The organism is Rhizobium anhuiense bv. trifolii, assembly GCF_024346605.1.
Classification (GTDB): Bacteria; Pseudomonadota; Alphaproteobacteria; order Rhizobiales; family Rhizobiaceae; genus Rhizobium; species Rhizobium anhuiense.
In genome coordinates, this window is the sequence record NZ_CP098801.1 from 445,275 (window position 1) to 458,576 (window position 13,302).

Annotated in this window: 10 protein-coding genes; 5 read left to right on the top strand and 5 right to left on the bottom strand. The window is 60.0% G+C overall.

Going from position 1 to position 13,302, the window contains the following annotated elements; all coding sequences use genetic code 11:
• Positions 1-3 precede the first annotated feature (3 nt).
• The 4 genes from thiS (at position 4) to NE851_RS02225 (ending at position 2,073) form a co-directional block, all read left to right on the top strand.
• Positions 4-201, top strand: coding sequence for a sulfur carrier protein ThiS (gene thiS, locus NE851_RS02210; RefSeq protein WP_018245349.1), 198 nt, complete (start codon positions 4-6; stop codon positions 199-201).
• Positions 202-204: 3 nt separating this feature from the next.
• A complete protein-coding gene (locus NE851_RS02215; RefSeq protein WP_097544216.1) occupies positions 205-978 on the top strand; it encodes a thiazole synthase in 774 nt (257 codons plus the stop codon).
• Entirely contained in the window at positions 975-1,580 is a 606-nt protein-coding gene (locus tag NE851_RS02220) for a thiamine phosphate synthase (protein ID WP_097544217.1), read from the top strand. The genes NE851_RS02215 and NE851_RS02220 overlap by 4 nt, the downstream gene beginning before the upstream one ends.
• Positions 1,581-1,878: 298 nt before the next feature.
• Positions 1,879-2,073, top strand: coding sequence for a hypothetical protein (locus tag NE851_RS02225; protein ID WP_097544218.1), 195 nt, complete (start codon positions 1,879-1,881; stop codon positions 2,071-2,073).
• A gap of 343 nt (positions 2,074-2,416) precedes the next feature.
• On the opposite strand, the gene NE851_RS02230 is transcribed toward NE851_RS02225, so the two are convergent.
• The 3 genes from NE851_RS02230 to NE851_RS02240 form a co-directional block, all read right to left on the bottom strand.
• A complete protein-coding gene (locus NE851_RS02230; protein ID WP_097544219.1) occupies positions 2,417-2,632 on the bottom strand; it encodes a hypothetical protein in 216 nt (71 codons plus the stop codon).
• A 1,291-nt stretch (positions 2,633-3,923) separates the two neighbouring features.
• Positions 3,924-9,461 (bottom strand): trifunctional serine/threonine-protein kinase/ATP-binding protein/sensor histidine kinase, encoded by a 5,538-nt coding sequence (locus NE851_RS02235; RefSeq protein WP_254955989.1) that lies wholly within the window; start codon positions 9,459-9,461, stop codon positions 3,924-3,926.
• 714 nt (positions 9,462-10,175) lie between these two features.
• Positions 10,176-10,811 carry a response regulator transcription factor gene (locus tag NE851_RS02240; protein ID WP_097544221.1) on the bottom strand — a complete coding sequence of 212 codons (636 nt, stop codon included), beginning with the start codon at positions 10,809-10,811 and terminating at the stop codon, positions 10,176-10,178.
• 548 nt (positions 10,812-11,359) lie between these two features.
• Here NE851_RS02240 and NE851_RS02245 point away from each other — a divergent pair.
• Positions 11,360-11,755, top strand: coding sequence for a response regulator transcription factor (locus NE851_RS02245; RefSeq protein WP_097544222.1), 396 nt, complete (start codon positions 11,360-11,362; stop codon positions 11,753-11,755).
• Positions 11,756-11,936: 181 nt separating this feature from the next.
• Here NE851_RS02245 and dinB read toward each other — a convergent pair whose 3' ends face one another.
• Together dinB and NE851_RS02255 are read right to left on the bottom strand one after the other, a co-directional pair.
• Positions 11,937-13,028, bottom strand: a complete 1,092-nt coding sequence (gene dinB, locus NE851_RS02250; protein ID WP_097544223.1) for a DNA polymerase IV — start codon at positions 13,026-13,028, stop codon at positions 11,937-11,939.
• A gap of 3 nt (positions 13,029-13,031) precedes the next feature.
• Positions 13,032-13,295: a hypothetical protein gene (locus tag NE851_RS02255; protein ID WP_097596376.1), complete on the bottom strand. Its 264-nt coding sequence runs from the start codon at positions 13,293-13,295 to the stop codon at positions 13,032-13,034.
• Between the last annotated feature and the right edge of the window lie 7 nt (positions 13,296-13,302).

Consider the following 13,302-nt stretch of genomic DNA (forward strand, 5'->3'; position numbering starts at 1 on the left):
CTCATGAAACTGATAATCAATGGCGAAACCCAGGTCTGCGAGGCCGTAACCCTGGCCGAACTCCTTCATGTTCTGGAATACGAGGGCGACTGGCTGGCAACCGCCGTCAACGGAGATCTCGTGCATCGCGAGGACCGAGCCGATCACCGGCTCGACGATGGTGACCGTATCGAAATCCTGTCCCCGATGCAGGGAGGTTGATCCATGCTTTCTCTTTATGATGCTGCACTGTCTTCGCGGCTTCTGCTCGGCACCGCGCGTTATCCGTCGCCGGCCGTCCTTGCCGAGGCGGTCAGCCGGTCCGGCGCGGAGATTGTCACCGTCTCGCTTCGCCGCGAAACGGCCGGCGGAAAGACCGGTGGAGCCTTCTTCGAACTCATCCGCCAGCTCGCGGTCCGCGTCCTGCCAAATACCGCGGGATGTCACAGCGCGTCCGAAGCGATCCTGACCGCCAAGATGGCGCGCGAGATATTCGGTACCGACTGGATCAAGCTCGAGGTGATCGGCCACCACGACAGTCTCCAGCCGGATGTATTCGAACTGGTCGAAGCCGCACGCATTCTTTGTGCGGAAGGGTTTTGCGTATTTCCCTATACGACGGACGATCTGGTGGTGGGTGAAAAGCTGGTCTCCGTCGGATGCCGGGTCTTGATGCCCTGGTGCGCGCCGATCGGTTCTGCGGCCGGTCCGCGCAACCCTTCCGCGCTCACCGCCATGCGGAGCGCCTTTCCGGACATCCCGCTGATCGTGGATGCGGGGATCGGGAGACCGTCGCATGCGGCAACGGTGATGGAATTCGGCTACGACGCGGTGCTGCTCAACACGGCGGTCGCCGTCGCAGGCGATCCGCCTGCCATGGCTGAGGCGTTTGGCAAGGCGATCGAGGCCGGAAGGCTCGCTTATCTTTCCGGCATGCTGGAGCCGCGCGACATGGCGGTACCGTCCACCCCGGTTGTCGGAAAGGGCGTTTTCGCATGAGACTTGATCCCTTCTATCTCATCGTCGACAGTTCCGAATGGATCGAACGTCTCGTGCCGCTGGGCGTCAAACTGGTGCAACTGCGGGTGAAGGATCGCCCGGACGAAATCCTGCGCCAGGAAATCCGGCGTTCGAAGGCCGTTTGCGCAGCGGCGAAGTGCCAGCTGGTTGTCAACGACTACTGGAAACTGGCGATCGAGGAGGGATGCGATTTCATCCATCTTGGCCAGGAGGATCTTGGGGAAGCCGACCTTGATGCCATTCGCAGCGCCGGCCTGAAATTCGGCCTTTCCACACATAACGCGTCAGAGCTCGAAACGGCGTTGGCTGCGAGGCCCGACTATGTGGCGCTCGGTCCGGTCTATCCCACCATTCTCAAGCAGATGAAATGGGCGCCGCAAGGCCTGGAACGGATCACAGACTGGAAGAGGCGTGTCGCGCCGTTGCCGCTGGTGGCGATCGGCGGGTTGAATGTCGACAGGCTACAGGGCGTATTCGACGCGCGCGCCGACACCGCGGCCGTTGTCACCGACATTACCTTGAACGTCGATCCAGAAGCGCGGACGCGCGAATGGATCGAACGCACGGCACCGTGGCGTTAGGGAGGTGCCGCCACGCGATGCGAGCTTTTGGAAGGATATACAAGTAGATAGCATCCCTAGTGCTAATGTATCTCTTCACTGGCGGGTAGTAAAATGCTCTACAGTGAGCGCCGTTTAAAGGCAAACCACCTGACCCTGCATGGGCTCCTTTGCCGCCGCGGGGATGCGGGCCTTCTTCCTCTGCCGAGTTGCTGACTAGCGTCGCGGGCCTCGCAGATCCAAGAGCCGCCGAGCAGTCACATCTGACAGACCGCTCACAATCGACGAAAGTCGTTACCGCACCCGGAGGCAGGACACGATGGCAGCGCAAAGATATAGCCGTCGCAAGAACCTCAATATTTACTGGACGGTGTTCGATAAAGTCGTCGGACAGCCGGCCGTCGTCAATGGGTTTGTCATGGACATGCTGACCGCCGAGGAGGCGGATAACTTGGTAGATCTGCTAAATCGCGGCAACCAAGCGAGCCTCTGGTGTTACGCTGAATGGTTCTAGAGGCAACCGGCTGCCGCACATTGCGGTGCAACTCGCGCTGGAACGCGGCTACTTCGTCGGAGCATCAATACGGAACGGCGATGGTTTACAAGGTGGGAATATCGTTGTGAAGTTCCAGTCGGACCATCGAATCCTTCGACGTCGAATGCCGGCGAAGTTGTTTGTCGCAACCGCAAAGGAAAATCTATGTGGCGGTGGGTTCTGCTGTGCAGACTATTCCACACCAAAATTCCTGCGCCATGATCGTGCCGCTGGATAATCCCTCGTCGGATCGATTCGCGTTAGAACTTTGCGAAGCCTTCCATCTCGTTCGGTCGTTTGGGCGGGGTCGATATGCTGGACCTCAATTCCCGCCAAGAATATTGAGGGCGTCTTGCAATCTAAGCGCAGCCAGCGCCCTCGTTGCCTCGTCGACGGGCCATCCGGCCCCCATTGCCGCCGACAGCAGGGTGACCTCGGTGTGAAGCTCCAGTCTCTCATAGAGGGGCTCAAGCGCCTCTCTGGCGGTGACAAGATGCTCGTCTGGAGGCGTGATAGGAGTCGGAGATACCGTTGGCATTCTGCGTCCCTTCCTAACGGTTTTGGAACCTGATTGGCCATGGTTCCAAGTGAATGGCTGCCGACGCCGATGCGAACATGACCAATTTGGAGGGGCCAGCACTCAGGAGTAAAAGGTAAAACGAAGAGTGTAGGTCCGCCATCATACTTGTGTATGCGCAAATTATACGGAGGCAGCACACAGGCGGGCTGCTAGGGAGCTATGCCCGGCTCAGCCACTCATTTCGAGCATGAAGGGTGCCCACGTTGCTCCGTGCTCTCCTAGCGGCGCAAACGGCTTCCAAGGTAACGAGTCCAGGACGACGTTCTATCTGGTTGATGTCATCGACGTGGGAAGAGGAGCGCGCCGAAGGCATCTCATCGCGAGGAGCGGGTGGTGGTCTGATATCTGGTAGCCGGCCCCGATGAACGGCTAAACCCCCGTATAAGTCGTCTCCTCCTCTTCGCTACTCGATCCTTCCTCAAGATCAATAGCAGGTCGAGCGGCGTCCTGTTACGGTCAGGGTACTTCTCCCGCGCGGCAATGTCATCGAGCTCACGAAGGCGTTCAACACGCCTCCTGATGCCTGCATCAATGACAGACTTGAGGCCATTCACCAACGATAGGTGCCGGCGAGCCGATGGGTCGGACCGTTTGCCTAAGGATTGAGACCATGACACATGAACTCCACCGCATCCAAATCGAACTGGTCCCATTGACGCTGTTTCCCAGCGCATATGGGGAAGCTGGGCCTTGCGCTCCGGGCTCTCCGCTCCACACACCGCCCGATATTTCATCATGGCCGCCTACGGACTTGGAGGCCCATTTGATGATGTTCTCCGTCATGCCATTCGAAACGATCAAGTCTCCCTGGGGACAAGCGCTGCACGCCCAGAGATCTGCCTTTACCCTATATGTTACTGGAACCCAGTTCGGTCTTCTGTGCTACTCCGTCGGGCTTGTCCGTCTGTTAGACGGCTTCGGGATCTCTGCCCTTCAGTGATTTCCGCGACATGCCGTAAGCCGGGTTTGGGTCCAGAATTGAGGATCATCGAGCTTGGTGCCTAGCACCTTTTAGCTCGTGCAGGCATCTCCGTTGCCTCGTCCAGTTTCCTGGCGCACGATTTCGCGGCACGATCGATGCGCTTGTTGTTTTCGCCACTGCCGCCCCCGTTGGCCCGAAGACTGCGACGTGGACGTGAAAGCTTCGGCCGTACCTCAGTCGTCTCGTGACGGAGAAGCGGGCCAGGTCGACGGCCTTCAGCCTGAGACCTGCCCAGGCTGCGAGAGCTTCAGCCAGTTGTTGGTCCTATCAGTTTCCCAACATTGCCATTTGGTCGGCATGCTTTGCGCCAGCGGTTTCGTCTCGTTCGAGAGGCAGGGTGAACAGAAACACTGCCCCACGTGGTTCACCAGCGGTGGCCCACATTCGACCCCCGTGAGCCTCGATAATCGAACGGCAGATCGCCAGGCCCATGCCCATGCCGCTCGATTTGGTCGTGTAGAAAGCCTCAAAGAGACGATCCACTGTCTGCGGGTCAAGGCCCGGACCCTTGTCGCGTATCCTGACGACAACGGTTCCTGAGGCATCTGCCCCGGTGCTGATCAGCAGTTCGCGCTCTTCCTCGTTGATGCTGCTCATCGCCTCGATTGCGTTCATGATCAGGTTTAGGATCACCTGTTGTAGCTGGACGCGGTCTCCTTCCACCAACGGGAGGCCCGCCGCGAATTCTGTCTGCAGCGTGACGCCGTGGCGGAGCACTTCACTGCTGGTCAAGGCAATCACGTGACGAATGGCTTCATTGAGGTCGAACCGCTCCTTGCGAGCCGGCTCCTTCTTGATCAAGGCACGGATCCGGCCGATGACATCGCCGGCTCGATTGGCGTTCTCGACGATCCGGCCCAGCGCCTGAGTCGTCTCCTCCAAATTGGGCGGATGGGTTCCGAGCCAGCGCAACGCCGCCTGGGCGTTGGTGAGCGATGCGGCGAGCGGCTGATTGACTTCATGGGCGATGGACGCTGTGAGCTGGCCCATTGTGGCGACGCGATTTGCATGGGCCAGTTGCCCTTGCACCTCGCGCAAGGCTTCCTCGCTCTCCCGTAACGCCTCTTCGGCCTGCCGCCGCTCCGTCAGATCGAGGACGAAAGAGACACCTTCGTTCCTGCCTTCTTCTAGAAGTGCACCGCCGATCAGCACGGGCAGGCGGGTGCCATCTTTCCGAAAATACTCCTTCTCGAACGGCTGGACTGCCCCCATCATCTTCAGCTCTGCGACGGTCCGTGCGTCGCGGTCGCGCCATTCGACCGGCGTAAGGTCCGTCCAGGATAGCCGACCCGAGGCAAGATCCTCTCGGTCGTAGCCCAACATGCGGAGAAACGCGTCATTGGCTTCAAAAATGCGACCTTCGATATCCCAGATGATAATGCCGATGATGTTGGCCTTGACGAGGCGACGGAACTTGGCTTCGCGTTCAGCGAGATCGCGGTACAACCGGGTATTCTCCAGTGAGATTGCTGCCTGCGAGGCGAGCAACTTCAGCACCGCGATCCGAGCTGGCGCGAAGACCCGAGGGGCGAGGTTATTTTCAAGATAGAGTACCCCGGTCAGTTGGCCCTGATTGAGCAACGGCGCACAGACGATAGAACGAGCACGGTGCCGACAAATATATGGGTCCGCGGCAAATGGATTCTGAGCTGCTGCGTCGTCGAGGACCACGGTTTCGTTCGTGCGCAAGATATAACGAAGGAGCGATTGTGGCAGCGTAAACTCTGTGACGATCGCGTCGAGCATCTGCACCGCGACCGCTTCACCGCAAGTCGTGGCCTCCGCCGCGATCCGTGACTCACCGCCGCGCGGCAGGATCAGCAGGCCGCGCTCGGCGCCCGCCTGCTCAACGGCGGTGCGCAAGATCGTGTCGATCAGCTTTTGAAGGACGATTTCGCCTGACACGGCTTGTGAGATTTTGATGACGGTTGCGAGGTCGAGTTGCTCGACCGGGGCACCAATAGTGCTTGTTGGAGCGGGACTGCGTTCGTCCCCTCTCAGGTCCGGATAGAGCTGGTCGAGTTGCCGCACCTTACCGTCGGCACCCCAGCGTAAATAGCAGCCTCGCGCGTTGCGGAGATAGAGACGAGTGAAGTCTTCGAAGCCTCCCAGCGCATAAAAGCGGGCGGCGAGTTCATATGCGAGGGCTTCATGATGAAGGAAGCCGTTGGCGCGCGCTGCGCGGATCGCTTGTTCGTATAGGCGCACGGCGTCGATTTCGCGGCCTTCAAGGCGCGCTATCTCGGCGCCGACAAGTGCGGCGCGATTCTCGAAGTTCTCCGGGCAATTCTTCGCATAGATCTGAAGCTGTCGGTGGTGGAAAACCAGAGCCTCCGTATGCCGCGCCCGCTGGTCTGCCACAGCATCGTCGCAGCACGCGGCGCGGGCCAGGGCACCGTAGAAATGATGCTCCGGCGTCTCTTCGAAATGCGCTACGGACGACCATGGCAGCCTCTGCGCCCGCAACGACGCATCGACGGCCGCCTCATAGTCGCCGGCGAAGAACCGGGCCTGGAGTTTTCTGACGAAGTAGCAGATTTCCGCAAGATTCGGATTTTCCGAAAACCGGCGTTCGATCTCGAATTCGTCAAATCCGTCGTCGTCAAAGGAACCGAATTTCCGGGTCAACCCGCGCAGCGTCCGGACGAGCCCGAGCTGCGCGCTGGTGAGATCTACGACGAACTGAAACTGCACCTTTTGCGCAAATGCGAGGCCGGTCTCCGCTTGGTGTTGCACTTCCATAAGCGGATCTCCTGCCGCCAGCAGATTCGAATTCAAACTGGCATAGCTGTATCCGGCAAACGTCAGGTCGCCGCTCTGATCGGCAATTTCAAGGGCTCGCCGCAACATGTCGCGGCCGATTCGGACATGTCTCGTCCACGGAATGACGTGAGCCCCGAAGTCTTTGTAAGTCCTGGCCTGAAAGCGTTTCAGGTCGCGCTTTTCGACCAGTTGGCAGCCTAGCTGACCGAAGCGGAAACCGGCCTCATAGTCACCGAAGCGCGGCCCAGCAATATAGCCAAGCGACACGTAATGGTAGCAGGAGCCGTCGCTGTTGCCGCGCTCGAGGCTCAGATTCACAGCCAGGCAGATTGCCATACATGCCAGGTTCGCGTCGGTGTGCCATACCGCCCCCACGAGCCGGGCGAGAATATCCAACGTCGCGGAGGATGCTGGGTCGCTCATCAATGGCAGATCAATGAGATCCTTGATCGCGCGGCTCCCGAGCTGCAACCAGATCCGGTCGTATTCTCGTTGCACCTCCGCGTCGGCCGGATGCGGCGACCAGTCGACGCCGAGATACCGCCTCAGATATTCGAGACCGACGTCTGCGGAGCGGCTGGTTTGCCCGAGCGCAGCATAGAGATCAATGCGCAGGCAGGCGACAGCAGCCTGGTCGTCGGCGCCGACAGCACAACTGGAAAGCTGGGCTAACCGGCCCTCCGCATCCGGCAGAGCGCCAAGCAGGAACTCGCATTCGGCCCGGTTCAGTTCAAGCGCAAACGCCAGTTGGTGCTGGCGCTGCCACCGGTCTTTCGAAAGCATCATCGTGCCAGCAACGAAATAGCTCAGAGCGGAAGCGTATGCCGTCGAGGCCTTGGCGCGCTTGCCGGCCATCAGATTAAACTCTGACAGTTGCTCGCGCTCCTTAGCCGAGTTGATCAGTGCGGCTCCGCGATTAAGCTGGCTGACAATCTCGAAGACATGATCGTCAATCCGCTCCGGCGTAGTATTCGCCGCAAGTCGTCTGCCTATGCGAAGGTGTAACTCGCCGCGTCGATCCTCCGGGATCAGCGAATAGGCGGCTTCCTGAACGCGATCGTGGACGAACCGGTACGTGCCTGCCAGACGCTCGAGCAGTTCATGAGCGACGGCAGGCCACAAGGCGCCGGCGACTTGCTCCTCCGGGATCCCGAGCACGAGTGAAAGCACCCTGATATCTGCGGTGTTTCCAAGACAGGCGATCTGCTGCAACGCCTCCCGCGTTTCGGGCGGCTGACGCGCGAGCTTGCCGACCAAGAGATGCACGACGTTGTCGGTGTATCCCATGGAGTGAATGCGGCTGAGATCCCAGGACCAGCATGCCGCGCGATAGTCGAAAGCGAGCACTCCCTCTTCGGCGAGCGAAAACAGGAACTGACGGACGAAGAACGGATTGCCGCCGGTCTTGTCGTGCATCATTCGGGTGAGCGGGGCCGCACGATCAGGCTGACAGTGGAGCGTATCCGCGATCAACTGCTGGAGATAGTCCTCAGTGAGCGGCGCAAGCGTGATCTCCGCGACCTTGCCGCCCGCGGTCTTGATCACGTCAAGCGTCCGCATCAGCGGATGGGCGGCAGTGACTTCGTTGTCGCGATAGGCACCGATCAGCATGAGGTGTTGCAGATCCGACCGGGTCAGCAGATCCTTAAGCAGATCGAGCGTCGCTCCGTCAAGCCATTGGAGATCGTCGAGGAACAGCGCCAGCGGATGTTCGGGCCGGGCAAAGACACTGATGAGCCGCCGGAATACCAGTTGGAATCGTCGTTGCGCGTCCTGTGGTGGAAGTTCCGGGACCGGCGGCTGGTCGCCGATGACGAGCTTCAATTCGGGGACGAAATCGACCATCAGCTTTGCGTTCGGTCCCAGCGTCTCGCTCAGCGCCTCGCGCCACGGTGCCAAATCCGCCTCGCTCTTGGCGAGGAGCCCTTTCAGCAGACCCTGAAAGGCCTGCGCCAGGGTCGCGTAGGGGATGTCCCGTTTGTACTGGTCGAACTTGCCGGACGCAAACAGCCCGCGCGGCGGCACCAGTACCTTGTGGAGTTCGTTGACCACAGCCGACTTTCCGATGCCGGAATAGCCAGAGACCAGCACTAACTCCGGCGCCCCGCCCAGCACCACACGGTCGAAGGCAGCGAGCAAGGTTTCGACCTCATGCTCCCGCCCGTATAGCCTTTCGGGGATCAGCAGCCGGTCTGCGATATCGCGCTCGCCGAGCGGGAACGCCTCAATCCGCGATTCCATTTCCCATTGGCTGAGACAGCGCCTCAGATCGTGCTCGACGCCGCCTGCCGTCTGGTATCGTTCCTCGGCCGTCTTGGCGAGCAGCTTCATGACGATGGCCGAGACTGCCGGTGAAACGTCCGCCGTCCGCTCCTTGGGCGACATCGGCTGTCGTGCAATGTGGCAATGCACCCATTCCATCGGGTCGGAAGCGGCAAAGGGCAGGCTCCCGGTCAGCATTTCGTAAAGTGTCACGCCGAGCGCATAAAGGTCGCTGCGGGAGTCGATCGAGCGGTTCATGCGCCCGGTCTGCTCGGGGGCCATATAGGCAAGCGTTCCCGCAACCACTTCGGGCGGCTCGAGCGCTTGCCGCTCGCGGGATAGGCGTGAGGCAATGCCGAAGCCGGTTAGCCGCACCTCGGCGCACGTGCCCGCTACCAGGATATTGGCCGGTTTGATGTCCTTATGGACCAGGCCGCGCTGGTGGACTCTGCCGAGCGCAGCGGCGATGCTGATCGCTAGGCGCAAGAAAAGTCCGGTTTCCATTGCCGCTCCGAGCCGGCGGGCGAGCGGCTCGCTGCCCGGATCTTCAAGCACCAGCATGGTCCGGCCGCCCTCGCGCACCAACTCAAGCGGTCGCACCGCCCACGCGCTATCGAGCTCATCCTTCAATCCGTATTCATGGTCGAGGCGGCCGAGGCTTGAAGGCGTCGGATACTCGAGGGCCGAAATCACGACCAGAACCGGGTTCCACGTGCCGTCGGCACCCAGGCGCCGTTGCCTGTGGAACACGCGATCACCGTCCTCCCAAAGAACCTCCAAACTCCCATCTCCACCAACGCGTTTCGGAGATCCGTCCGGTCAAATTGGCCAAAGCGAGCACATATGACGAACCGCAACCACTTCCTCACTTCTTACCACATCTCGCCTGCTCGTCCCAACAACGAGGCCATCACCCGCCCGGTCGATACGTGGTCCACCTCTAGGAAAGACCGCCCAGCGGCTGCTGGGCGGTCGGGCGGGTCGTGGACCCGTAGAGCTTCGGATGGAGGGAGCGCCGAAGCTTGGTGGTAGCAACGGGGGGATTCGCTACCTGTCTCGCGAGGCAACGACTAGTCTAGCGATGGAAGGGACGACGCGACATTATACTGTGGTTTCGCTTTGCGATACCTTGGAATACCGGCACGGACACCCCTCAGCAGAACTTCTGCTCAGCGACTCATGTCGGCGAAGTCATCCTGGCCCGCAATGACTGGGGCGATGGTCTGCTCCTCTAACCCCGCGCATGGGTGCCGTCAGTTCGATTCGGTGTCGGTTTCCGTGTTGGAGTCGAAAGTGTCTTGCAGGGACTGAGGCCAAAAAGAAGCCTCCCGCGGGTGGGAGGCCAAGGCGGGCCGATCGGTAGCGATCCGGCCTGGGAGGAGGGGGAAATGAACGCGCACCATAGAGGAGGGCTTCCGCAGGGGCTATTGGCCACCAGGAAGGATCGATTACCAATGAGCGGGGGATGACCTATACGCGCAGCCAAGACCTTTATCAGTTCGTTTGAGTCTTTCCTGGCGCGAGCATCAGCTTGTCAGCCATACGCGCGAGTTCGGGCAGGGATCTGGTGCCCATCTTCTGCATGACCTGGCTGCGGTGAACCTTCACGGTAATCTCGCTGACGCCTAGAGCGCTGGCAATCTGCTTGTTGAGCCGTCCTGTCACCACCAAAGCCATCACCTCGCGCTCCCGTGGGGTCAGGCTAGCGAAACGAGTGCGCACCGTCGCCAGCGCCTTTTCATTTTCAAGCCATTCGCGGTCGCGCGCCAGGCCGATCTGAATGGCGTCGAGCAAGTCCTGGTCTCGGAACGGTTTCGTCAGGAACTCGACCGCGCCCCCTTTCATCGCTTTGACAGACATGGGGATGTCGCCGTGCCCGGTGATGAAGACAATCGGCAACTGAATGTTTTCTCTCGACAGCTCGAGCTGAAAATCAAGACCGCTTTGTCCCGGAAGCCGGACATCGAGTACGAGACAGGTCGGTCCATCGGGTCGCCCGGACGTGAGGAAGTCGCCCACGGAAGCGAGGAGGTTGACGGCAAAGCCGACCGAACGCAGCAGACTCCCAAGCGCCTCCCGGACCTCGGGGTCATCATCGATAACAATGATGGTCGCTAGCGCCTCGGTCAATCGTCAGAGCCCGCAATGTGAATCGACGTTGGCATAATTTACTATCTACGCCTATTGGCCACGAGATGAGTAAACGAATGCCGAAATCGGGTTTCCTTTCGCACGCCACAATGCGCGATAATCACCCCGGCCACAAGGGTGGATGCCGGCGGCCGCAAACGGCGTTTTGCGCATCGTGGAGCGGCCAGCGTCGCCGGCGAACGAACCTTCTGTCGGGGCGCGTCGGTTGGTTCGGGTAGAGTAGGCAGCCTGCAGGACGGCTCTCCACCCTTTCGGCGCCGGCACATTCGAGATGACCGTCCTCCAACCCACATTTTATGCATTAACGAACTTGCCACGCGTATGGCTCTGTTTTCGCAGCGCGCGTCGGTCTCCTCTTTTCCATGTTCCGCGCGTTCACATTCCCAATCCGTCGCAGAACTGTTTAGACAGCGTATACGAGCGTATAGCTTGCGGTGCCTTTGTCGCCGCCCGATAATAAGTCCATCCAGCAATTTGCCATAACGCCATTTAGGCGCGACGCCCATCGGCGAAGTCGGGAGGCGGCGGTGCCAACCAAGAAACCTCTGATTGCGATCGTCGACGACGACGAGTCGATGCGGGAGGCTATCAAGGGGCTCATAAGGTCGATGGGATTTGACGCCGAGACCTTTTCATCCGCGGATGATTTCTTGAGATTCCCTGATATCCGCCGCACGGCCTGCCTTGTGACTGACATCAATATGCCCGGAATGAGCGGGCTCGATCTGCACCACCGGCTGGTCGCGCTGGGCAAGAGCGTTCCGACTGTTCTGATCACCGCCTTTCCGGAAAAGAATGTGCGCGCGTCTGCGTTGGGCGCGGACGTCGTCGGCTGCCTGACAAAACCGTTTGGCGAACAGATTTTGCTTGATTGCATCCGTTCTGCGCTAGTTCTCAATAGCGAGGGCGAAAGCGGTTCGTGAGGTCGGAAATTCCAACGGAATTTCACATCAGACGGCTTCGACGAAACTCCGACCTCTCAGCTTCGATCTGCCGCAAGCAGGTCAAGGGAACTTAGGCGAGGGGCGGTACCACTGGCAGGCGCGGGAACGCCGGTGCGGAGCGCATCCAATCTAAAACCGACCGCGTCACATCTAATGTGACCTAAAACGCGAGCTGCAACTGCGGCGTCGCTTCAGATCTGCGCCGCTCCAGCGAAGACAGCGACACGCCGAGCAGACGGATGCCTTTTCGCGGCGGGAAGATTGGCGCGAGAAGCATATCGACCACCTCCTCAAGATTGGCAATTGCTGGCAGTGCTGACGGAACTGTCTTGCTACGGGTGATCTGGCTGAAGTCGGCATACTTGACCTTGAGCGTCACCGTCTTGGCGCCGATTTCATTGGCCTCGCAATAGCCCCAGACCTTTTCGATCAGCGACTGAAGCCCGTCGCGCGCGGGTTCATAAGAATGGATGTCGGCAGAGAAAGTGTCTTCCGCACCGACGGATTTCCGCACCCGGTCCGGTCTGACCTGGCGATTGTCGATGCCGCGGGCGATGCCATAAAAATACGGCCCTGACTTTCCGAAATGTTCGACGAGGAAGTCGAGCGTTTTCTCCTTCAGGTCCGCTCCCGTTTCGATCGCGAGCCGATGCATCTTCTCGGCCGTTGCCGGTCCCACGCCATGGAATTTCTTGACGGGAAGCTGTTCGACGAAGGCGGGGCCGTTCTTGGGGGTGATGACGGCCTGGCCGTTCGGCTTGTTGAGGTCGCTTGCCATCTTGGCCAGAAACTTGTTGTAAGAAATTCCCGCCGACGCGTTGAGCCCCGTCGCCGCCTTGATCCTCGCTCGGATCTCTTCGGCGATCTCGGTCGCAATCTCCATGCCCTTCAGGTTTTCGGTGACGTCGAGATAGGCCTCGTCGAGCGACAGTGGCTCGATCATCGGCGTGTATTCGGCGAAAATCGAGCGGATCTGCAACGACACGGCTTTGTAAACATCAAAGCGCGGCTTGACGAAGACAAGGTCCGGGCATTTCCGCTGGGCGGTCACCGAAGGCATGGCGGAATGGACGCCGAATTTGCGTGCCTCGTAACTGGCGGCCGCCACGACCCCGCGGGCAGCAGGACTGCCGACAGCAACCGGCACACCTCGCAGCTCCGGATTGTCGCGCTGCTCGACCGATGCGTAGAAGGCATCCATGTCGACATGCACGATCTTGCGCGGCCGTTCGCGGTTGTCTTCGCCTGTCATTATCTAGCTTCCATCAGCAAGACCATCACTCAAACATGGGAAGTGTGCTCCACACTTGTCACCTCGCGGCGTCTGCATCCGCTCGCAGCCCATGGCCATGCGCCGGCGGATTTCCGCGAAGGTGACGCTTGCGCCAAACGCTTTGACCAACAGTTTGCGCTCATGTGTACAATGGCGATCGCAGAGGAGGCATATGAGTTCGACCACCGGGACCTGGTGATCTTGCAGTCTCGGGATCGTATCTTCCACAAGCCGCGTTCGGCGCATCCAAAAA